A 21,266-nucleotide genomic window follows, 5' to 3' on the forward strand; every position below is an offset into this window, starting at 1 on the left:
GACCCGATGTCAGTGGGCGCCGGTAGGTTCTGAGACCTGAAGTGACCGCACATCGTGAGGAATTGACGTGACCGACATCGCCATGCTGCCCGAGTCCTGGCGCGGGGTTCTGGGCGACGAACTGCAGCAGCCCTACTTCAAGGAGCTGACCGAGTTCGTCGAGGAGGAGCGGGCGAGGGGTCCCGTCTATCCGCCGCGCGAGGAGGTCTTCGCGGCGCTGGACGCGACGCCGTACGACAAGGTCAAGGTGCTGATTCTGGGGCAGGACCCCTATCACGGCGAGGGCCAGGGCCATGGTCTGTGCTTCTCGGTCCGCCCCGGCGTCCGCGTTCCGCCGTCCCTCAGGAACATCTACAAGGAGCTGCACGAGGAGCTGGGCACGCCCGTCCCGGACAACGGCTACCTGATGCCGTGGGCCGAGCAGGGCGTCCTGCTGCTCAACGCGGTGCTCACGGTCCGCGCCGGTGAGGCCAACTCGCACAAGGGCAAGGGCTGGGAGAGGTTCACGGACGCGGTGATCCGCGCGGTCGCCGAGCGGCCCGACCCGGCCGTGTTCGTCCTGTGGGGGAACTACGCGCAGAAGAAGCTGCCGCTGATCGACGCCACGCGGCACGTGGTGGTGAAGGGGGCGCACCCCTCGCCGCTGTCGGCGAAGAAGTTCTTCGGCTCCCGCCCGTTCACGCAGATCAACGAGGCGATCGCGCTGCAGGGCCATCAGCCGGTCGACTGGCGCATCCCCAACCTCGGCTGACCCGCCCGGGCCGGTCCCTCACCGGGCCGGCCCGGTGCCTGCCGTGCATGTCCCGCGTGCCGGCCGCAGGCCCCTCGCCGGGCCGGTCCGGTGCGGCATGACGGGTCTCGCCCGTGTCGGCGGTTAGCGTCGGCGGTGACAGCCGGCGAGCGCGGAGGACACGGTGGCGGAGCGACAGGAGCAGGCGGCGCCGGACGCCGTGATGACGCGGATCGGCCAGGTGGTGATGCTGCATCACGCCGGGGACCGCGAGGAGGCCCAACGGCGTTTCCTGGACCTGTGGGCCGAGATCGGCGAGGACGGCGACCCGCTGCACCGGTGCACGCTCGCCCACTACATGGCCGACACGCAGGACGACCCCGCGGACGAGCTGGCCTGGGACCTCAGGGCGCTCACGGCCGCCGGGGAAATCGCCGACGACCGCGTAGCCCCTCAGGACGGCGCCCTCGCGGTCCGCTCCCTGTACCCGTCCCTGCAGCTGAACCTCGCCGCCGACTACCTCAAACTCGGCCACGGCCGGGCCGCCCGCGCCCATCTGCGCCGCGCCCGCGTCGCGTCGGAGTTCCTCGCGGACGACGGTTACGGCAACGGAGTACGGGCGGCGATCGGGCGTCTGGAGACCCGGCTGCGGGAAGACGGCCCGGCGGACGGGCCCGGCCCGCGACCGCCGAGGCAGCGGCCGTAAGGGCTCCCGCGCCGGTTCGTGCGGGGGCTGCCTCTCACCTCCCCTGTGCCTCGCGGCAGATGGCGGATTCGGGGCTGCCCTGGCGCCAGCCGCCGTACTTGTCTCCCAGGGCGCACACGTCGGTGTCGCCACCGCGGACGTCCTCATGGATGTCGTCCGCCAGGCCGGGGAGGTCGGCGCGCGGGGGCAGTGGTACGGGGGGCGCCGGCCGGAGGTGCGGGGGCTGCCGGGACCGCTCGGGCTGCCCGTCCCGCCCGGGGGCCGGCGCCGACGGGCGGCGCGGGGCCGAAGGGTCCGGTTCCGCCTCGCGGGAGGGGGAGACGCGGTCCAGCGCCTCGCGGGCCGGGGCCTGCACGATGCGCGGCTGCTGCCGCTCGTCCGCGCCGGGCGCCGGCGGCCGGGCGGGAGCCGCCGAGACGCCCGCCAGGGACGGACGCTCGACCGTCACACAGCCGGTCAGGACGGAGACCGCCATGGTCACCAGGAGCGTTGCGCTGGTCGTCGTTCGATGCACGGGCGCCACTCTGCTGGCTCGGCGGGCGCCGGGGGCGCCGGACGGGCGCACTATGCCCCGCACGGGTGATCTCCCCGCCCCGTACGGAGGGGGGCGCGGCGGCGCGGGGTGACGTCAGTCGCCGGTCGCGCCGTCGATGCGCTCGCGGAGCAGGTCGGCGTGGCCGTTGTGGCGGGCGTACTCCTCGATCATGTGCGTGTAGATCCAGCGCAGGCTGATGGTGCCGGCGAGACGGCTGCGTCCGCGGCCCACGTCGTCCAGGCCGAGGCCGGCCGCGTTGCGCCGCGCGGTGTCGATCTCCGCCTGCCAGGCGGCGCGGGCCTCCTGCCAGGTGTCCTCCTCGGTGAGGTGGAACTCGCCGTCCGGGTCGGCCTCGCTGGAGTAGAGGGGTTTCGAGTCGTCGGCCATGAGCACCCTGCGGAACCAGTGCTGTTCCACCTCCGCCATGTGCCGCACCAGGCCCATCAGGGTCAGGTCGGAGGGCGCGGCGGAAGCGGTCCTGAGCTGGGCGTCACTCAACCCCTCGCACTTGTGGGCCAGAGTCTGCCGGTGGTAGTCCAGCCAGCCTTCCAGCATGGCGCGTTCGTCGGCGGTGGTGGAGGGGAGACTGCGTTCACTCGTCATGTCCGCATCGTCACCCACGGCCGTCCGGTCCCACCATCAGATTCTCTCCGGCTCGGCACGCCGGCCGGCCTCTCCGCGGGCCCGTCCGCACTTCCGCCCGGCCCGGCACCTTGGCCGGACTACCGAGCCACCGCCCGCCGGACCCGCGCCCTTCCCGCGTGGCCTCGACGGCATCGCCGACCGGCGGCCGCCCGGGCACCGCCCGCTCGCACGAAGCCGCGAGCGGAGAGAAACGGACGCACCGTATGCTTCGGCAGAACCCGGCCGACCACCGCCGGGCGACGGCAGACCGCCGGTGGCGCCGGCGAGCGGTCGGCAGGCACCCGGCAGAGGAGAGCACCCCGTGAAGGTCGGCTGCATCGGACTCGGCGACATCGCGCAGAAGGCCTACCTTCCCGTCCTCGCCTCCCTGCCCGGCGTCGAACTGCACCTGCAGACCCGCACGCCCGCCACCCTCACCCGGGTCGCCGACGGCCTCCACCTGCCGCCCGCGCAGCGTCACACGGACCTCGACGCGCTGCTCGCCCAGGACCTGGACGCCGCGTTCGTGCACGCGCCGACCGCCGTCCACCCGGAGATCGCGACCCGGCTGCTGGAGGCGGGCGTCCCCACGTACGTCGACAAGCCGCTCGCCCACACACTCGCCGAGTCGACGCGGCTCGTGACCCTCGCCGAGGACCGCGGGGTGAGCCTCGCCGTCGGCTTCAACCGCCGTTTCGCACCCGGGTACACGCAGTGCGCCGACCATCCGCGCGAGCTGATCCTCATGCAGAAGAACCGGATCGGGCTGCCGGAGCCACCGCGCACGATGATCCTGGACGACTTCATCCACGTCGTCGACACGCTCCGCTTCCTCGTGCCCGGCCCCGTGGACGACGTGACCGTGCGCGCCCGCGTCGAGGACGGCCTGCTGCACCACGTCGTGCTCCAGCTCGCCGGGGACGGCTTCACCGCGCTCGGCGTGATGAACCGGCTCAGCGGCTCCGCCGAGGAAATCCTGGAGGTCTCCGGTCAGGACACCAAGCGCCAGGTGGTCAACCTCGCCGAGGTGATCGACCACAAGGGCCAGCCGACCGTGCGGCGGCGCGGCGACTGGGTGCCGGTGGCACGGCAACGCGGCATCGAACAGGCGGCGCTGGCCTTCCTGGAGGCGGTGCGGGCGGGCCAGGTGCTCAGCGCCCGGGACGCGCTGGAGACTCATGAGCTGTGCGAGCGGGTGGTGCGGGAGGTTCAGGAGCGGACCGCCTGAGGCGCCCGGCCCGTACCCCCTCGGCCGCGACCCAGACGGCGAGGACCAGCAGCGCGGCGTGCGCGGGCCAGTCACCGAAGCGGACGTACGGCGTGGTGCCGTGCGCGAGCGGAACGTCGTACACCCGCGCCCCGACGGTGTCCGTGCCGAGCCAGGGGCCGACGCGGGCGCCGTCCGGGCCGTGCACCGCGGAGACACCGGTCAGCGTCGCGTGCACCATCGGGCGGCCGGTCTCGGCGGCCCGCAGCGCCGCCAGCGAGGCGTGCTGCCCGGGGGCCCAGGTCTGCTGGTAGGTCGACGTCGACGACTGCGCGAGCAGAACGTCCGCGCCGTCGCCCGCGAGATGCCGGCTCATGTCGGGGAACGCGGTCTCGAAGCACACCATGGGCCCGATCCGCAGCCCGTCGCCCACGTCCATCACGACCTGCCCGCCGCCGCGCCTGCGGTCCTCGCCCGCCGCCCGGCCGACGGACGTCGCCCAGCCGAGCAGGGAGCGGGCCGGGACGTACTCGCCGAACGGCACGAGGCGCATCTTGTCGTAACGGTCCCCGGTCGGGCCGTCCGGTCCGACCAGCACGGAACTCTTGTAGATACCGGGCTTGTCGGAGCGCCGCGCGTCCACGTTGACCAGGATCTCCGCACCCGTGGCCCGGGACAGCGACACGAGGCGATCAGCCAGGTCCGGCCGGTCCCGCAGGTCGAATCCGACGCTGCTCTCGCCCCACACGACCAGGTCCACGTCCTGGCCGGCGAGTCGCCGGGTGAGCTGCTCCTGGCGGTCGAAACGCCGCTCGACGCCGTTCGCGCCGGAGACGACACCCGGCTGCACAACGGCGATCTCGACCCGGTCGTCCACGTCGGGGCGCGGCGACCACACCCACGCCGCCGAGGTGACGGCAGCGGTCGCGACCAGTCCCGCCACGGCGGGGACCCGGGTCCGCGGAATCGCGACGAGGACCGCCACCGCGACGTTCACTGCGACCAGCAGGAAGCTCAGCAGCCACACCCCGCCCACCGACGCCAGCCGCAGTGCCGGCTCCACCTGCCACTGGCTCGCCCCGAGCATGCCCCAGGGGCCGCCGAGCCCCTCCCACGAGCGGACCAGTTCGGCCAGCAGCCAGCCCGACGGCAGCACGAGAAGCGCCGCGCCCACCCGCCGCCGGGAGGGCGCCCCGCCCAGCAGCCGCCGCACCAGCAGACCCCACGGCGCCCACAGCACCCCGAGCAGCGCGGCGATGACGACCGTGAACACGTGCAGGAACGGCAGCAGCCAGTGGTGCATCACCAGCATGAATCCGAACCCGCCGCACCAGCCGTCGTACGCCGCCCGTCGCGCCGTCGGCGCGGTCCGGGCGAGCAGCAGCCACGGCACCAGCGCGACGTACGCGCACCACCACAGGGACGGGGCGGGGAAGGCCAGGACGGGCAGGGCACCCGCCAGTGCGGCAGTGGTCGAGCGCCGCCACGGGGAGGCGAGCCATTCGCCGAGCGTCATCATGCGCGCCTCCTACCCCGCGCAAGCCTCCGGTGTGCACGCCGCGCGCGATCCGGGGGCATGCGCGTCGGCAGGCGGCCGGCCCGGGTGCGGCCGGAGGTGCCTTGCTTCAGCGGATCGCAGGTGAGGCGGGGTCGCCGGGAGCGCGGTGCCACCGCTCCTCGGCGACCACCCCGCTCAGCCGCCAGCCGTCCGGCGTACGCAGCAGGGCGAAGCCGTACCGGCCGCCGTACATCCGGACGGACGCGTCGTCCCCGGCCGGGACCACCGGGCTGACGTAGTCGGCGCGGACGCGGGCCGTGTCGCCGCTGTCCTGCTCCCAGACCCCGAAACGCAACTGCCGGTTGACGACGAGATGCTGCCGCGCCGGAAACCCGTCCCGGCGCCCGGCGAGCCAGTCTGCGACCTCCCCGGCCTCCCCCTCGATGCCACCCGCCGCCCGGTAGTCGGCGCGGCCCCGCGGGGCGAAGAGCGACCGGTACGCCGTCCAGTCACCGTCCCCGACGGCGATCGCGAAGTCGGTGATCACGTCGTCGATGGCGAGCCGGTCCCGGACGGTGGCGAGTTCTACGCGCTGCGTCATCGCCACAGTCTTGGGCACGGGAAGAGCCACGCCAAGGGTTACGCGGCGACATGGCGTTTTCCCCGCGGCCGGGGGCCGGGACGCGTGACGACGGCGCGGCTCGACCGGCCCGCCGCATCACGCAGCGGCGATACGTGTTCCACACCGCGTCGGTCCCCTCGCGCGGCGGTCCGGTCCGGTCCTACTCGACGTCGATGCCGAAGTCCCGTACGAGTTCCTCCAGGCCGCCCGTGTAGCCCCTGCCGCCCAGGACGAAGTCCCAGTCCCCGTTGGACCGTCGCCGGAAGGACCCGAGCACCAGGGCGGTCTCACCCGCTCGCCCGTCGGACACCTCGAGTTGTCCCAGCTCGGTCAGCGTCGGGTCGAGCAGGCGGATGCGGGCGTCCGTGAAACCGGACAGGTCCGCGTCCGGGTTGACCTCGGGGTCGATGGCGGCGACCAGGACGAAGCGATCGGCCTCGTCCGGCAGGCCGTCGAAGGAGACACAGACCGCGGCCTTGTCGGGCGCGGTGGCGGGCAGGGCGCGTACGGCGCCGTCCGGCGTGCGCGGGTTGTTGTAGAAGACGAAGTGGTCGTCGCCGAGGACCCGGCCGCCCCGGCAGACGAGCGCACACACGTCCAGGGCGACGCTTCCGGCCCACGACATGCCGAGGACGTTGTAGTCGTCGGGCAACGAGGTGTCCGCGGCCGGCGGGGCCGGCTGCGCCGGGACCCGCCGGCCCTTCTCGCCCAGCCGCCCGCGCAGCCCGTGGCGGTGCAGCAGATCGACGAGCTCGGTGCCCGAGACCAGCTCCAGGGGCTTGCCGTTGGCGAAGGTGTGCGAGCCGGGCCCGAACCCGGACGTGGTCACGAGGACGCCCTTGTTGGCGCCGGCGTCCTGCACGGTGCCGTACAGGTCGCGCACCGCGGTGGGCGGCACCGTGCCGCGGTAGCGCTTCACCTGGACGATGATCTGCCCGCCCCGGATCGGCGCGGGGTCCAGCGCCCTGACGTCCACACCACCGTCGTTCGAACGCTGCGTCGTCACCGCCTGCATTCCCATGGCCTCGAAGAGCTCGGCCACGAGTTCCTCGAAGGCGAGGGGGTCCATCTCGTACAGGTTCGGTTCTTCGTCGCCGCCGTGGGCGACCACACGATTCCCGACGTCCTGGGGCCGGCGGCCGGGCCGTACCGGGGCGAGCTGGTCCGGCCGTGCCGAGAGCTGCCCCCGCAGCGCGTCGGCCAGGCAGCTGCCCGCGTCCACCTGCGCCAGATGCAGGTCCGAGAAGGAGGAGCGCGCGGCCATGACCGTGGCCAGGACGATGTGGCCCGGCCGGCCGGTCGTGGGGTCGTGTCCGTCCACGAACCCGTTCAGGGCCACCGACTCGAGCGCACCGAATGCGTCAGCGGCGAAGAGCTCGTGGAGAACGAGCAGGACGCACTGGGCGAGAACCTCCTTGTACAGCGCCCGGCGCTGCCCCGCCGGGCGCGGAGTCTCCTTGTACTGGTCGGTCGAGGACATGTACCGGACGGACTTGACCTCGGGCACGATGTCGTACGCGGGCAGCTCCCAGTCCAGCACCAGCTGCCGGGCCGCAGGGTCGTAGGCCGCCGCGACCTGGCGCGGGAACCCCTCGGGCCATGCGGTCGAGGAGTAGAGAGCGGCCGAGAAGTACTCGACGACGGCCTCGGGCTCCCGGCGCCCCACGCCCTCGGTCACCGCGACGACCCCGGCGTTGTGCCGCCGTACGTCCGCCAGCCGGGCATCGGCCCGCTGCTGGTACTCCCGTCGGTACGACTGGAGCTGTTGCTGCCGCTGCGCCTCCGCGGCCTGGGCCGCGTGCCAGTCACGTTCGAAGCGCGCCCGCGCCTCGGCCTGGGCCTGGGCACGGCGTCCCGCGGTCCACCCGCCGCCCTGCGCCTGGTAGTGACTCGGGTCCGGCATCGCAACCGGCTGCGCGAGCGCTCCCGGGGAGAAGGGCTGAACCTCCTCGGCACGCATCAGGGAGGAAGCCCGGAAGGCCGGAGCCCGGCATCCCGCGGCCAGAAGCCCCCGCAGCGACGCGACCCGGGCGTCCAGTTCCTCCGTGCGTCGAAGCGCCTCGGCCTGCTTGTACTCGCGGTGACTCTGGGCGGCTCGGCGTTGATAGGAACGCGCCTGTTGCTCTTCCCGCCTCCGCCGCCCGGCCTCCGCCTCCAGCTGGCGTTGCTGCTGCCGTTGCATCTCGGCCCAGACACCGACATGACCAGTCGAGCGACGACTCATGTGCTGCAAGCCCTCCCCAAGGCACTGGTTGCCCCACAACCAGTTGTAACGGGGCGACTCTATCCAGCAATCACCGGCCCGCATAACCACGCGTCAGCAGCCGCCGGGGGTCGGCTTCGCCGCAGGTTGGAGGGGCTGTGGCCGCACCGCACGGCAGGACCGCGGGACGGCCCCGTGAAGCGGCGGTGTCCCGGCCCGACGAGGCGCCGGGCCGTCTGAGAAGCTGAGCGCGCATGATCGGCCGGGCCGCACCAGTGGAGGTACCTCATGTCCCGTCCCGTGACGGTGGTGACCGGTGGCAGCCGGGGCATCGGCGCCGCCACCTGCCTGCGGCTCGCGGCGGACGGCCATGACGTCGTCGTGGGGTACGTCCGGGACGCCGAGGCCGCCGGTACGGTGGCGGACGGGGTCCGTGACGCGGGGGCGCGCGCGGTGACCGTGGCGGTGGACACGGTGGACGAGGCCGGTGTGGAGCGCCTCTTCGACACCGCCGAGCGGGAACTCGGACCGGTGACCGGGCTGGTGAACAACGCCGGTGTGACCGGCATGCTGGGGCGGCTCGTCGACGCGGACACCGCCGACCTGCGTCGCGTCGTCGACGTCAACCTGCTCGGCGTACTGCTGTGCGCGCGACGGGCCGCGCAGTCGATGGTGCCGCGCGGCAGCGGGGCCATCGTGAACGTGTCGTCGGCCGCCGCGACCCTCGGCAGCCCGGACGAGTACGTGCACTACGCCGCGACGAAGGCCGCGGTGGACGCGCTGACCGTGGGCCTGGCCAAGGAACTCGGCCCGGACGGCGTCCGCGTCAACGCGGTCGCGCCGGGGACCGTCGAGACAGACATCCACGCGGCGATGGGCGACCCCGGCCGGCCGTGGCGGCTGGCGCCCGCGACTCCGCTGCGCCGGCCGGGCCGGGTCGAGGAGATCGCGGCGGCCGTGGCCTGGCTGATGTCGCCGGAGGCGTCGTACACGACGGGGGCGGTGCTGCGGGTGGCGGGAGGACGCTGAGGGCCTGGGGCCGGGGACGGCTCCGGTGCCGGTGCGGGACCGGAGCGGTGGTGGAGGCCGGGGGCCCCGGCCGGCCCGCGTCCCCTTGTGCGGTCCGGTGTCCCGGCTCAGGCCGCCTCGATCACCGTGCTGCGGATCGCGGCCGCCCACTCGATGACCAGCAGCTCGTACTCCTCGCGCTCCTGGGCGGACAGGGAGCCACCGGCGCGCAGCCACAGGGAGCGGATCTGCTCGTTGACCTCGGCGGCCGGCCGCACGGAATCCGGTGACGGCGAAACCGGGGTCACGGAATCGGGGGACATGTGCCCCAGGGTAGGGCCAAACACTGACACTGCGCTACCGAGCGGCTACGCAGACGGTCCGCTCAGCCGGCCGACTCCGCCGCGTGCGGGCTGAGGGCACCCATGGTGACCAGCACGATGATGACGATGCCCAGGACGATGCGGTACCAGACGAACGGCATGAAGGACTTCGTGCTGATGAACTTCATGAACCAGGCGATAACGACATAACCCACCGCGAAAGCGATGACCGTCGCGAAGATCGTCGGACCCCAGGCGACATGGTCGTCCTCCATCGCGTCCTTGAGTTCGAACAGGCCGGACGCGAGGACCGCGGGGACGGCGAGCAGGAAGGAGTAACGGGCCGCCGACTCGCGCGTGTAGCCCATGAACAGACCGCCGCTGATCGTCGCGCCCGACCGGGAGACACCCGGGATCAGCGCCATCGCCTGGCAGGCGCCGTAGATCAGGCCGTCCCGGACGCCGAGGTCCTGAAGGCCCTTGCGCTGCATGGGGGCGCGGTGCCGCCCGCCGGACTCGTCGCGGGCGGCGAGCCGGTCCGCGACGCCGAGGACGACGCCCATGACGATCAGCATCGTCGCCGTGATCCGCAGATCGCGGAACGGCCCCTCGATCTGGTCCTTCAGCGTCACACCCAGCACGCCGATCGGGATCGAGCCGACGATCACCAGCCAGCCCATGCGCGCGTCCTGGTCGCCGCGCATCGACTTGTCGGCCAGCGAGCGGAACCACGCCGAGATGATCCGCCCGATGTCCTTGCGGAAGTAGATCAGCACCGCGGCCTCCGTACCGATCTGCGTGATCGCGGTGAAGGCCGCGCCCGGGTCCTCCCAGCCGGAGAAGGCCGCCGTCAGCCGCAGGTGCGCGCTGGAGGAGACGGGAAGGAACTCGGTCAGCCCCTGGACGAGTCCGAGGATGAGGGATTCAAACCAAGACATGAGGTACGGAGTCCAAGCGCCGATCGTGGAACGGGCGACGGGCACACCGAGCCGCCCGGGAGTGGTGATCAAGGATCAGGTGCGTGCCGAGGGGCAGCGTAGCGTCCTCGGACGACCCTCCCGACACGGGGGTTTCGCCCCGGCAGGGGGTCCCCGAGGCACTCGCGGGCCTCTGCGGTCACGACGTGCCGGGTGCCGCCCGTCCCGGAGGACGGCCGGGCCCGTCACGGCCTGCGGACGATGTGCGAGGCGGGCGGACTCGCCGACGCCATGATCCGCGCAACGCGGTGTGACGCCCCGCCCCGCCGTCGGCCGGCAGCCGGTGGCGCCGACAGGGCGAAAGGGATCGTGGCGCCCCGCTCGCCGCCCGCCGTCAGTGTGCGCGCAAGTGGTGGCGCTTGTGCCAGGCCACCACCACGCCCACCAGCGCGGGTACGGCGATACAGGCCAGCGCGATCAGGAACGCCGGGGACGTCGGCGTCGACGCGCGGGCACCCGCCACCGCGTACGCGGCGGTGTTCGGGATCGAGCCGAGACCCGTCGCGAGCAGAAACGGCAGCAGGCCCATGCGGGAGACGGCCGCGCAGTAGTTCGCCGCCCAGAACGGCACCCCGGGGAACAGCCGCGCCGCCAGCATCGAACGGAAACCGTGCCGGCTGAGCTGCCCGTCGGCCGCCCGGAGCACCCGGCCCCGCAGCAACGGCCGCAGCGCCTCCTGCCCCAGCAGCCGGCCGAGACAGAACGCGATCCCGGCGCCCAGGACCGTGCCCGCGAGAGCCGAGCCCAGCCCCAGCAGCGGGCCGAACAGCGCCCCCGCCGCGAGGTTCAGCAACGGTCGCGGCACGAACGCCACCGTGCACAGCCCGTACGCCACCACGAACACCAGCGCCGCGGCCGCACCGCCGAGTTGCGGCGGCCAGCCGTCCGTCAGCACCTTCTGCGGCTCGAACACCAGCACCGCCGACGCCCCCGCCGCCAGCAGCACCACCAGCAGCGCCAGCCGCGCCCACGGCGACAGCAGGGCTCTCGTGCAGCGCGCGGCGAAACCCACCGCGACGACGGACGGAACAGCCGCAACGGCCGTCACCGCGGGAACGGTGACGGCAAGCTCGGTGGTGGCGGCCCGGGGAGGAGCCGTGGCGGTGCCTCCAGAGCGGGTGGTGGCATCGGGCATCCGGTGACACTAACCGACAAGATGATGTGATCGCCGTATGGTCTGTCTCATGGCTGTCACCGCCGACGAGACACCCGGGGCCGCACCGGAAATCCCCGGCAGCGCGCTCGCCGACACCGTGCTGGAGCGGCTCACCGCCACCTACGGCGCCGCGGCCGATCCCGGACGCGCCCCGGCCATGCGCGCGTACATGAAGGACGTCGCCCCGTTCCTCGGCCTGGCCGCGCCCGTCCGCCGCGCCCTGTCCCGCACCGTCCTGAAGGGCATGCCGCGGCCCGCCGAGCGTGACTGCGCCGCCGTCGCGCTGCGCTGCTGGCGGCTGCCGGAACGCGAGTACCACTACTTCGCCGTCGACTACCTGCGCCACCACGCCGGGCGCTGCTCCTCCGCCGTCCTGCCGGTCGTCCGGCACGCGTCACCACCGTCCCGTGGTGGGACACCGTCGACCTGCTCGCCGCGCACGTGGTCGGCGGGCTCGTGGCCGCCGACCGCGGCCTCACCGCGGACATGGACGCGTGGATCGAGGACAACGACCTGTGGCTCGCCCGCAGCGCCCTGCTCCACCAACTGCGCTACAGGGAACGCACCGACACCGCACGCCTCTTCGGTTACTGCCTGCGGCAGGCCGGGCACCAGGACTTCTTCGTCCGCAAGGCGATCGGCTGGTGCCTGCGCGAGTACGCCAAGACCGACGCCGACGCCGTACGGGACTTCCTCGCGCGGGAGGGAGACAGCCTCGCGCCGCTGTCGGTGCGCGAAGCGCTGAAGAACATCGGGGGACCGGCCCGAACCGGCGGACCGGCCTGAGCGGACCGGCCGAACCGGCGGGCGGGGAAAACCGTTCGACGCGGAGCGGGCCGGCGGCGATGATCGACGCCATGTTCCGGTACGCCTTCCACCTCGCAGCATCCGCCGTCGCGGATGCCCCGAAGGCTGCCGTGCGCGCGTACCTGGCCGCCGTCGACGGCGCCCGAAGCTGACCCTCCCCGGATCGACCGGCGGACCCCGCAGGGGGAGGGTCGGCGAGTTCCCCGGGGTCCCCGTCCCGGCCGAGCGCCCGCAGCGCCGCCGGGACCTCGCCCGTCACCCTCACGACTTCGAGGTGTCGCCATGCCCAAGACGGCCTACGTCCGCACCAAACCGCATCTGAACATCGGCACCATGGGTCACGTCGACCACGGCAAGACCACCCTGACCGCCGCCATCACCAAGGTCCTCGCCGACCGCGGCGCCGCCACCCGGTACGTCTCCTTCGACCGCATCGACCGTGCCCCGGAGGAGGCGGCGCGCGGCATCACCATCAACATCGCGCACGTCGAGTACGAGACCGACACCCGGCACTACGCCCACGTCGACATGCCCGGCCACGCCGACTACGTCAAGAACATGGTCACCGGTGCCGCGCAGCTCGACGGGGCGATCCTCGTCGTCTCCGCGCTCGACGGGATCATGCCGCAGACCGCCGAGCACGTCCTGCTCGCCCGGCAGGTCGGCGTCGACCACATCGTCGTCGCCCTCAACAAGGCCGACGCGGGCGACGAGGAGCTCATCGACCTCGTCGAACTGGAGGTCCGCGACCTGCTCACCGCGCACGGCTACGGCGGCGACGCCGTGCCCGTCGTACGGGTCTCGGGGCGCTGGAGGGCGACCCGCGCTGGACGGCGTCGGTCGAGGCGCTGCTCGACGCGGTGGACACGTACGTCCCGATGCCGGAACGGTACGTGGACGCCCCGTTCCTGCTGCCGGTGGAGAACGTGCTCACCATCACCGGCCGCGGCACGGTCGTCACCGGCGCCATCGAGCGCGGCACGCTCCGCGTGGGGGACCGGGTGGAGGTGCTCGGCGCCGGCGTCGGCACCGTCGTCACCGGGCTGGAGACCTTCGGCAAGCCCATGGAGGAGGCGCAGGCCGGGGACAACGTGGCGGTACTGCTGCGCGGCGTGCCCCGGGACGCCGTACGGCGCGGGCACGTGGTGGCCGCGCCCGGCAGCGTCCGGCCGCGGCGGCGGTTCACCGCGCGGGTGTACGTGCTGTCGGCCCGCGAGGGCGGACGCACGACGCCCGTCTCCACCGGCTACCGGCCGCAGTTCTACATCAGGACGGCCGACGTGGTCGGCGACGTCGACCTCGGTGACGTGGCCGTCGCGCGGCCCGGCGACACGGTGTCGATGACCGTGGAACTGGGCCGGGAGGTTCCGCTGGAGCCCGGCCTCGGGTTCGCCGTCCGTGAGGGCGGCCGCACCGTGGGGGCGGGCACGGTGACCGCCGTCCACTGAACAGCGTCAGGGGAAGGCCCGCCGACCGGTTCCGGCCGGTCGGCGGGCCTCGAGCCCTCCTGCACGCAGGCACAATGGGCAGGTGAACGAGCCCATACCCGTGACCCGCGTCACCGATCACGGCACCGTCAAGCTGATGCCCGACGTGGACCGGGAGCGGGCGTGGCTGCTGACCGTCGACGGTGCGCCGCAGTCGTACGTCGACCTCGACGAGCCGACGCACCTGGAGTTCGAGTACGCCCGACGGCTCGGCCACGTCCTGGACGTCGTCGCGGAACCGGGACGCCCGCTGGACGTCCTGCACCTCGGTGGCGGTGCGTTCACTCTGCCGCGGTACGTGGCGGCGACCCGGCCCGGCTCCCGGCAGGACGTCGTGGAGGCCGACCGGGGACTGCTGGAGCTGGTCGCCGGACACCTGCCGCTGCCGGACGGCGCGGGCATCACGGCGCACGCGGCCGACGCGCGCGCCTGGCTGGCGTCCGCGCCCGCCGACTCGGCGGACGTCCTGGTCGCCGACGTCTTCGGCGGCTCCCGCGTGCCCGCGCACCTGACGTCCCTCGCGTACGCCGGGGAGGCGGCGCGGGTGCTGCGGGACGGCGGCGTCTACCTGGCGAACCTCGCCGACGCGGCGCCGTTCGCCTTCCTGCGCTCCCAGCTCGCCACCTTCGCCGCGCTGTTCGAGTATCTGGTGCTGATCGCCGAGCCGGGCGTGCTGCGCGGGCGCCGCTTCGGCAACGCGGTGCTCGTCGCCGCGCACCAACCCCTCGACACCGCAGCCCTGGCCCGGCGGACCGCCGCCGACGCGTTCCCCGCCCGGGTCGAACACGGCCCCGCCCTACGGGACTTCACCGGCACCGCTCGGCCCGTCCTGGACGGGGACGCCGTCCCCTCACCCGAGCCACCGGGCGGCTCGTTCGGCATTGGCTGACCTTTGCATTCCGTGTGGCCGGTGAGGCTGAAAGGATCTGATATGACGTCAACTCAGCGGCAGTCGGTGCGTTGAGCGGATTCAAGGGTGGAAGGGGCGGGGGATGGCGGACGCGGAGGCGGATGCAATCGAGATCGTCCGTGCGAAAGAGGAGCACCTCGAGCAGATCGCAGAACTGGCTGCGTCGCGAAGCCTGGACCGTACGGATCGGAGTACGGCAGCCGCGGAGGGCTTCCTCGTCTCGGGCTATGCAGTGGAGACCTACCGGGCCCGGTTGACCACGGCCGAGCACTTCTACGTAGCGGTCAAGGGCCGAAACGTTCTCGGCTTTTTGCTGGCCTACAGCGACCAGCAGATCGAAGCCGACGAGTGGCTCAACCGCAGGATCAAGACGGTGCTGGGCAACTTCCTGGTGATCAAGCAAATCTGTGTGTCACGCTCTGCCGCCAGACAAGGCATCGCGTCGCGGCTGTACTACCAAGTCCTCGAGCAGTGGAAGCAGAGCCCCGTGATCGCCGCTGTCGTCTCCGATCCGCCCAACGAAGCTTCCAGCAGGTTCCACCGCAAGCTCGGCTTTGAGGAGCTGACCCGGCTCACGCCCCCGGACGGCCGCCTGCGCGTGGTGTGGGTGCGGCGCCAACCGCGGGAAGGGATGCTGCAGACGCAGTACACCATCGCCGTGGACCTCTACAAGCACGAGGACTCGATCAACTGGCAGAAACTGAACAACTTCCTGTACATCACCGCCGGCCTCGCCGCCGCCGTCGGCATCGCCCTGGGGCCCGACGGAGCCAAGTCCGAGCGGCTCGCTCGCTGCCTGGTCCTGATCATCTCGGCCATCGGATTCTGCGCGGCTGTGGCGTTCTCCCAGATGCTGCGTTACGGGCGCCGCTACCTGCTGGCCCGTAAGCAGGTGGTCACGGAACTGGAAGAGCGCATGGCCTGGCACGGTGGACAGCGGATCGTCGGCCGGGCGGTGGGAGAGACCGGCTCGGAGTGGCTGCAGGTATCGCCGACCGGGCTGTTCATGGTGCTGCTTCCCGCACTGACGGCGATGTGCTGGCTCATGATGATCGCCGTGGTGATCGTCGGTTGACCGCGCGGGCCATGCCGCGACGGGTTCGAGGGTCCGGACCGGGAGTCGTGACAGAACACTCCGGTCCGGACCTGGCGTCGTGCATCAGCCGCCCGTGGGCTCCCCGTGCGTCCGGACCGTGCTGAGGATCTTCATGATGGTCTCGTCGGGTACTTCGTCCTTGACGCCGCGGGCGCCGTAGAAGTTCCAGGAGACGAAGTCGCCGGCCGAGTTCTTGAAGCCGAACGTGAAGGCCTTGCCGTCGCTCGCGCACTTGCCCTTCTGCGGCGTGCCGTTCGACTTGGCCGTGGCGATGCTGCCCTTGATGCCGGCCTTGGTCGTGTAGGCCTTGGCCTTCTTGTCGAAGGTGATGCTCTTCTTGTCGGGCTGCGTGTAGCCGCCGAACACCCACCAGGCGACCGTGTTCACGGCGACCTCGTCGGTGTCCTTGGCACCGTTGGCGCCCTTGGTGCCGGTCGCGGCGAGCGAGGTGTCCTCGGTGCGGCCGTCCTTGTTCTCGTCGGTCGTGCACCACTTGGACTTGTAGATCGCCGGGGCCGACATCACGATGAGCGGCTTGCCGTCGTCGGACTTGTCGTCCTCGAAACCGATCGTCAGACCGGGGGACTGGACTTCCCAGTCGGCGGGGACGTCGAAGGCCGTGCCCCACTTCGGGTTGATGACGACCTTCCAGCCGGGGATGGTCGGCTTCTCGGTCTCGGTGCCACGCGGGTTGTCGTCGGAGCCCGTGGCGGACTCGGTCGGCTTGCCCGGTTCCGAGGGCGACGCGGACACCGTCGCGCCGCCACCGCCCTTGGTGCCGCCGCTGCCCGCCGTGTCGTCCTCGTCGCCGCCGAGCACCAGGAATCCGGTGACACCGGCGACCACGACGACGGCCGTGGCAGCGATGATCGCGATCAGCTTCGTGCGGTTGCCGCCCCCTCCGCCGGGCGGCTGCGCGGTGATCGGCACCGTGGGCTGGCCCCACTGGGGCTGGCCCTGGGGACCGGTCTGCTGGTAACCGGGCTGCTGATACGGGTTCGGCTGCTGGTATCCGGGCTGCTGGTACGGGTTGTTCGCCTGCGGGTTCTGGTCGCCCCCGGGCGGCTGCTGTCCTGGCCACATGGGCAGCCACCCTAGCGGCGCCAGGGACACGGTTCGGTCACTGCCCTTTGACGGGCACGTAGCAACTCGCGGCGGGGACGCTTCGATGCGGCCGGCTCCTCGAGCGCACGGCCGAGAGGATCGCCCGGACCATGGTGTCCGCCATTCTCGCCGGACACCCCGGTGCGCCGACGTACGACCACGAGACGAAGTGGCCCTGCCCGCCGTACGGGCCGGCCCGTGGTGGCCGGCCCGTACTGGTGCGGATGCGGCGCGACGCTGCGACGGCTGCTCGGCGCCGACACGCTCGGCTGCCGGTGCCGCTGCCGCTGCCGCTGCCGGTGCCGGGGGCGCCGGTCGACCCGGGCGGCTGCCCGGTCGGCCGCCCGAGCCGCGCGGTTACGACGATCATCACACGCCCCTGGTCAGCCGAGGCTACCCATGGGTAACGTTCGGGTATGACCGCAGACCAGATGTCGATCGGCGAGCTGCTCGCCGCCACGGTGCCGATGGTTCGGACCCTCAACCTGGAGTACCTGGAAACCACGCCGGAGAAGGCCGTCCTGGCACTCCCGGACCAGAGCGAGTACCGCAACCACGTCGGCGGGCCGCACGCCGGCGCGATGTTCACGCTCGGTGAGTCCGCCAGCGGCGCGATCGTCCTGGCCGCCTTCGGGGACCAGCTCTCGCGCGCCGTGCCGCTGCCCGTCACCGCCGAGATCGCGTTCAAGAAGATCGCCCTCGGACCGGTCACGGCCACCGCCACGCTGGGCCGGCCGATCGCCGAGGTCGTCGCCGAGCTCGACGCGGGCCGGCGCCCCGAGTTCCCGGTGAGTGTCGCCATCCGGCGCGAGGACGGCGCCGTAACCACCGAGATGACGGTTGTCTGGACGCTGCGTCCCAACGGCTGACCTCGCGTCTCGGCCCCGTCGCGCCGCCCGCGGCCCGTACCTCGCCCCGCCCGGCGCCCGCCTCGTACCGGGGGAGTGCGCTGCCGCGTGGAGCGGGGGCGGTGTCCCGGTGACCCGGTAGGCTTCCCTGACGGGCGCCGATCGCGGCGTGCCTCCGCGCAGCGCGGATCCGCGGGACGCGCAGACGCGGACATGCGGAGATCTGCAAGACGCGCAGACGCCTGCGGAGATCTGCGGGGCGCGGAGATCCACGAGACTGGGAGGACCGGCGTTGCACGTCCAGGAATGGCTCGACACCGTGCCCGCGGCAGCCGTCTACGCCGTCGTCGGCCTGGTCATCGGCCTGGAGAGCCTCGGCATCCCGCTGCCCGGCGAGATCATCCTGGTCTCGGCGGCCCTGCTGTCCTCCCAGCACACCGGCATCGACCCGATCGTCCTCGGCGTCTGCGCCACCGTCGGCGCGGTGATCGGCGACTCCATCGGCTACGCCATCGGACGCCGCGGCGGACGGCCGCTGCTGGCCTGGCTGAGCGGGAAGTTCCCGGGCCACTTCAGTGACGGCCACATCGCGACGGCCGAGCGGTCCTTCGAGAAGTGGGGCATGTGGGCGGTGTTCTTCGGCCGCTTCATCGCCCTGCTCCGCATCTTCGCCGGCCCCCTGGCGGGCGTACTGCGCATGCCGTACTGGAAGTTCCTCACGGCCAACGTTCTCGGCGGCATCCTCTGGGCGGGCGGCACGACGGCCGTCATCTACTACGTGGGCGTGGTCGCCGAGGCCTGGCTGAAGCGCTTCTCGTGGGTGGGTCTGGTCCTGGCGGTCCTGATCGGCCTCACGTCGATGCTGGTCCTCAAACGCAAGGCGAAGAAGGCGCAGGCAGCCACAGCCGCGGGCGCAGCTTCGGACGGGGACACGTCGGCGGAGCCGGCACCGGCGACCCGCGACTGAACCGGCCCCTGCGCAGGGCCGCGACCGCGCGGCCCAGCGGCCCGGGGCCCACCGGCCGACGGCTCACCGTCGTGCGAGGACGGCCGTCCGTCGTACGCCCGCCCGTCAGTCCTCGTACGCGTCCCGATGAGCCCGCGCCAGACCCGCGTACATGTCGCCGTTGAGGGTGATGCCCTCCCGCTCCTCCGCCGTCAGCTCGCGCTTCACCCTGGCGGGCACCCCGGCCACCAGGGACCCCGCGGGCACCCGCATCCCCTGGGGCACCAGGGCCTGGGCGGCGACCAGTGAACCGGCGCCGATCACCGCGCCGTTGAGCACCGTGGCACCCATGCCGATCAGGCAGCCGTCCTCCACGGTCGCGCCGTGCACCACGGCGTTGTGGCCGACGGACACCCGCTCGCCGACCGTGACGGGGAAGCCGGGGTCGGCGTGCAGCGTGCAGTTGTCCTGGACGTTGCTGTTCGCGCCGACGCTGATCCGCTCGACGTCGCCGCGCAGCACCGCCCCGTACCAGACGCTCGCACCGGCGTGCAGCGTCACGTCCCCGACCACCGAGGCCGTCGGTGCCACGAACGCCTCGGGATCCACCTTCGGTTCCCTGCCGCCGATGCCCCGGACCAGCGCCTCGTGCGCCATCGTCGCCTCCCTGTTCGCCCTGCCCTGGTGTTCCCCGGCACCGTACGCCACCGCGGTGGGGTGAAGATCACAGGCCTGCGATGTCCGATTCGGGCGATCGCTGAGTACCGTGAGCGGGTGCCCCGTCACAAGAACACGTTCTCGTCATGGTGGCGCCGCCTCGGGCAGCGCGCCGTTCACGCGGCCTGGGCCTGGGTGCAGCGCACGGGCTCCGTGACCGCCGAGCACCCCGGGCGGTTCCGGTTCGGAGCGATGGGAACCAGTACCAGGCTGGCCTTTCCGCTCGGCACGGTCTTCGGTGAACCGTGGATCCACCTGGGCTCTCACTGCATCGTGGCCGAGCAGGTCACCCTGACCGCCGGCCTGATGCCGGACCTCGACCTCGGGCCGGAGCCCATCCTGCGGATCGGCGACGGTGTCGTCCTCGGCCGCGGCAGCCATGTCATCGCCGACACGACGGTCACCATCGGCAGCGACTGCTACGTCGGGCCGTACGTCTACGTCACGTCCACGAACCACTCCTACGACGATCCCCACCAGCCCATCGGCAGGCAGTGGCCGCGGATGGAGCCCGTGGAGATCGGGCCGGGCTGCTGGATCGGCACCGGCGCGGTGATCCTGCCGGGCGCGCGCATCGGGCGGAACGTCGTCGTCGCGGCCGGTGCGGTGGTGCGCGGCACCGTGCCCGACCATGCCGTGGTGGCGGGGGCGCCGGCCCGGGTCGTACGGCGGTGGACGGCCGGCGAGGGCTGGCAGCCGCCGCTCAGGACCCCGGCGCCCGTGCCGATCCCCGACGGGGTCACGCCGGACCAGCTGCTCGCGCTGTCGGGGCTGGACGAGGCGCAGGCGGCCCGGCTCGCCGAGCTGGAGCCCGGGGCCTGAGGCGCCGGGCGCGTCGGCGGCCGGCCCGGGTGCGCTCAGCCGCTCGCCAGCAGCACCGTGCCCATCAGTGCCAGGCCCGCGCCCGCCGCCTGCACCCCGCGCAGCCGCTCGTGCAGCACGCCCCGCGCGGCGAGCGCCGTCACCACCGGGTAGAGCGAGGCGAGCACGGCGGCCACCGTGACCGGGCCGTGCCGGGCGGCGATCGAGTACGTGCCGTTGGCGGCCACGTCCGCCAGGCCGACGAAGCCCAGTGCCGGCAGGGAGGCCCAGGGGAAGCCGGCCGGGGGCAGCGCGGGCGCGCCGCGCCGCACGGAGACGCAGAGGGCGAGGCCGCCCGCGGCCACGTTCGTCACGCGTTGCACGAACAGCGCGAGGAACAGCCCGGTGACCGTGGTCGAGGCCTCGGCGATCAGGGCCATCACCGCGCCGAACCCGAAGGCCGCCACCAGCGTGAGCCAGATGGCCTGCCGCTGCACGGGGGCGCCGCCGCGGAACTGCGGGCCGCCCGCGAGGCACACTCCGGCGACGGCCACCACGATGCCGACGATCTGCAGCGGGCCCGGACGCTCGCCCAGTGCCAGGCCCAGCGTGACCGGGACGATCACGCCCAGTGAGCAGAGCGGGGAGACGACGCCCATCGGGCCCAGGGCGAGCGCCTTGTAGAAGGTCAGCATCGCCACCGGGCCCACCAGTCCGGCGGCCGCCGCGAACCACAGCAGCGGTCCCGCCTCCCTCCAGGCGCCCGTGGCGGCGACGATCGTGCCGAGCACCACGACCGTCACGGTCTGCGAGACGACGACCACCGTCAGGGCGGGCGTCCGCCGGGTGAGCAGGCCGCCGCCGAAGTCGGCCAGCCCCCACAGGAGGCTGGTGGCGAGAGCGAAGAGTGCTGTCATGGGGCGGTGGCCTCGCAGTACAGTGCAATGGACGATCCGGTGCA

The 21,266-nt window shown here is 72.8% G+C and carries 20 protein-coding genes and 2 pseudogenes; 11 read left to right on the forward strand and 11 right to left on the reverse strand.

Features of this window, described 5'->3' with window-relative positions:
- Positions 1 to 67 precede the first annotated feature (67 nt).
- Positions 68 to 751 (forward strand): uracil-DNA glycosylase, encoded by a 684-nt coding sequence (gene ung / locus ABZ354_RS16640; protein ID WP_358657274.1) that lies wholly within the window; start codon positions 68 to 70, stop codon positions 749 to 751.
- Positions 752 to 914: 163 nt separating this feature from the next.
- Positions 915 to 1,436 (forward strand): hypothetical protein, encoded by a 522-nt coding sequence (locus tag ABZ354_RS16645; protein WP_358657276.1) that lies wholly within the window; start codon positions 915 to 917, stop codon positions 1,434 to 1,436.
- Positions 1,437 to 1,470: 34 nt separating this feature from the next.
- Here the strand turns inward: ABZ354_RS16645 and ABZ354_RS16650 are convergent, their stop codons facing one another.
- Positions 1,471 to 1,950, reverse strand: a complete 480-nt coding sequence (locus tag ABZ354_RS16650; RefSeq protein WP_358657278.1) for a hypothetical protein — start codon at positions 1,948 to 1,950, stop codon at positions 1,471 to 1,473.
- Positions 1,951 to 2,064: 114 nt separating this feature from the next.
- Positions 2,065 to 2,574, reverse strand: coding sequence for a DinB family protein (locus tag ABZ354_RS16655; protein WP_358657279.1), 510 nt, complete (start codon positions 2,572 to 2,574; stop codon positions 2,065 to 2,067).
- Between the two features lie 343 nt (positions 2,575 to 2,917).
- Here ABZ354_RS16655 and ABZ354_RS16660 point away from each other — a divergent pair, with 343 nt between their 5' ends.
- On the forward strand, positions 2,918 to 3,823 hold the full coding sequence (locus ABZ354_RS16660; RefSeq protein WP_358657280.1) for a Gfo/Idh/MocA family oxidoreductase: 906 nt from the start codon (positions 2,918 to 2,920) through the stop codon (positions 3,821 to 3,823).
- Here ABZ354_RS16660 and lnt read toward each other — a convergent pair.
- The 3 genes from lnt to ABZ354_RS16675 form a co-directional block, all read right to left on the reverse strand.
- Positions 3,747 to 5,321: an apolipoprotein N-acyltransferase gene (gene lnt / locus ABZ354_RS16665; RefSeq protein ID WP_358657282.1), complete on the reverse strand. Its 1,575-nt coding sequence runs from the start codon at positions 5,319 to 5,321 to the stop codon at positions 3,747 to 3,749. The two genes, ABZ354_RS16660 and lnt, sit on opposite strands and share 77 nt — an antisense overlap.
- A 106-nt stretch (positions 5,322 to 5,427) precedes the next feature.
- Positions 5,428 to 5,901 (reverse strand): nuclear transport factor 2 family protein, encoded by a 474-nt coding sequence (locus ABZ354_RS16670; RefSeq protein ID WP_358657284.1) that lies wholly within the window; start codon positions 5,899 to 5,901, stop codon positions 5,428 to 5,430.
- A 181-nt stretch (positions 5,902 to 6,082) separates the two neighbouring features.
- Complete coding sequence (locus ABZ354_RS16675; protein WP_358657286.1) at positions 6,083 to 8,146, reverse strand: restriction endonuclease; 2,064 nt, start codon at positions 8,144 to 8,146, stop codon at positions 6,083 to 6,085.
- A 267-nt stretch (positions 8,147 to 8,413) separates the two neighbouring features.
- On the opposite strand from ABZ354_RS16675, the gene ABZ354_RS16680 reads away from it, so the two are divergent.
- Complete coding sequence (locus tag ABZ354_RS16680; protein ID WP_358657287.1) at positions 8,414 to 9,154, forward strand: SDR family oxidoreductase; 741 nt, start codon at positions 8,414 to 8,416, stop codon at positions 9,152 to 9,154.
- A 107-nt stretch (positions 9,155 to 9,261) separates the two neighbouring features.
- Here ABZ354_RS16680 and ABZ354_RS16685 read toward each other — a convergent pair whose 3' ends face one another.
- The 3 genes from ABZ354_RS16685 to ABZ354_RS16695 form a co-directional block, all read right to left on the reverse strand.
- Positions 9,262 to 9,456, reverse strand: coding sequence for a hypothetical protein (locus ABZ354_RS16685; RefSeq protein WP_358657289.1), 195 nt, complete (start codon positions 9,454 to 9,456; stop codon positions 9,262 to 9,264).
- A 62-nt stretch (positions 9,457 to 9,518) separates the two neighbouring features.
- On the reverse strand, positions 9,519 to 10,394 hold the full coding sequence (locus tag ABZ354_RS16690) for an undecaprenyl-diphosphate phosphatase (protein WP_358657291.1): 876 nt from the start codon (positions 10,392 to 10,394) through the stop codon (positions 9,519 to 9,521).
- 373 nt (positions 10,395 to 10,767) lie between these two features.
- On the reverse strand, positions 10,768 to 11,568 hold the full coding sequence (locus ABZ354_RS16695) for a VTT domain-containing protein (RefSeq protein WP_358657293.1): 801 nt from the start codon (positions 11,566 to 11,568) through the stop codon (positions 10,768 to 10,770).
- 49 nt (positions 11,569 to 11,617) lie between these two features.
- On the opposite strand from ABZ354_RS16695, the pseudogene ABZ354_RS16700 reads away from it, so the two are divergent.
- From ABZ354_RS16700 to ABZ354_RS16715, 4 genes and pseudogenes are all read left to right on the forward strand, one after another.
- A pseudogene (locus tag ABZ354_RS16700) lies at positions 11,618 to 12,375 on the forward strand (DNA alkylation repair protein).
- Between the two features lie 303 nt (positions 12,376 to 12,678).
- A pseudogene (gene tuf / locus ABZ354_RS16705) lies at positions 12,679 to 13,844 on the forward strand (elongation factor Tu).
- 82 nt (positions 13,845 to 13,926) lie between these two features.
- Positions 13,927 to 14,772 carry a fused MFS/spermidine synthase gene (locus ABZ354_RS16710; protein ID WP_358657295.1) on the forward strand — a complete coding sequence of 282 codons (846 nt, stop codon included), beginning with the start codon at positions 13,927 to 13,929 and terminating at the stop codon, positions 14,770 to 14,772.
- Between the two features lie 103 nt (positions 14,773 to 14,875).
- On the forward strand, positions 14,876 to 15,868 hold the full coding sequence (locus tag ABZ354_RS16715; protein WP_358657297.1) for a GNAT family N-acetyltransferase: 993 nt from the start codon (positions 14,876 to 14,878) through the stop codon (positions 15,866 to 15,868).
- An 84-nt stretch (positions 15,869 to 15,952) separates the two neighbouring features.
- Here the strand turns inward: ABZ354_RS16715 and ABZ354_RS16720 are convergent, their stop codons facing one another.
- Complete coding sequence (locus ABZ354_RS16720) at positions 15,953 to 16,972, reverse strand: hypothetical protein (protein WP_358657299.1); 1,020 nt, start codon at positions 16,970 to 16,972, stop codon at positions 15,953 to 15,955.
- Positions 16,973 to 17,424: 452 nt separating this feature from the next.
- Here ABZ354_RS16720 and ABZ354_RS16725 point away from each other — a divergent pair, with 452 nt between their 5' ends.
- Both ABZ354_RS16725 and ABZ354_RS16730 read left to right on the forward strand, forming a co-directional pair.
- Positions 17,425 to 17,862, forward strand: a complete 438-nt coding sequence (locus ABZ354_RS16725) for a DUF4442 domain-containing protein (RefSeq protein WP_358657490.1) — start codon at positions 17,425 to 17,427, stop codon at positions 17,860 to 17,862.
- A gap of 271 nt (positions 17,863 to 18,133) precedes the next feature.
- On the forward strand, positions 18,134 to 18,808 hold the full coding sequence (locus ABZ354_RS16730; protein ID WP_358657300.1) for a DedA family protein: 675 nt from the start codon (positions 18,134 to 18,136) through the stop codon (positions 18,806 to 18,808).
- 105 nt (positions 18,809 to 18,913) lie between these two features.
- On the opposite strand, the gene ABZ354_RS16735 is transcribed toward ABZ354_RS16730, so the two are convergent.
- On the reverse strand, positions 18,914 to 19,444 hold the full coding sequence (locus tag ABZ354_RS16735; protein ID WP_358657302.1) for a gamma carbonic anhydrase family protein: 531 nt from the start codon (positions 19,442 to 19,444) through the stop codon (positions 18,914 to 18,916).
- 117 nt (positions 19,445 to 19,561) lie between these two features.
- Between ABZ354_RS16735 and ABZ354_RS16740 the strand changes: the two genes are divergently transcribed.
- Positions 19,562 to 20,326: an acyltransferase gene (locus ABZ354_RS16740; RefSeq protein ID WP_358657304.1), complete on the forward strand. Its 765-nt coding sequence runs from the start codon at positions 19,562 to 19,564 to the stop codon at positions 20,324 to 20,326.
- Between the two features lie 35 nt (positions 20,327 to 20,361).
- Here ABZ354_RS16740 and ABZ354_RS16745 read toward each other — a convergent pair whose 3' ends face one another.
- Positions 20,362 to 21,222 (reverse strand): DMT family transporter, encoded by an 861-nt coding sequence (locus ABZ354_RS16745; RefSeq protein WP_358657306.1) that lies wholly within the window; start codon positions 21,220 to 21,222, stop codon positions 20,362 to 20,364.
- Positions 21,223 to 21,266 lie beyond the last annotated feature (44 nt).

The sequence above is a fragment of the Streptomyces sp. NPDC005925 genome (genome assembly GCF_040638805.1).
GTDB lineage: Bacteria > Actinomycetota > Actinomycetes > Streptomycetales > Streptomycetaceae > Streptomyces.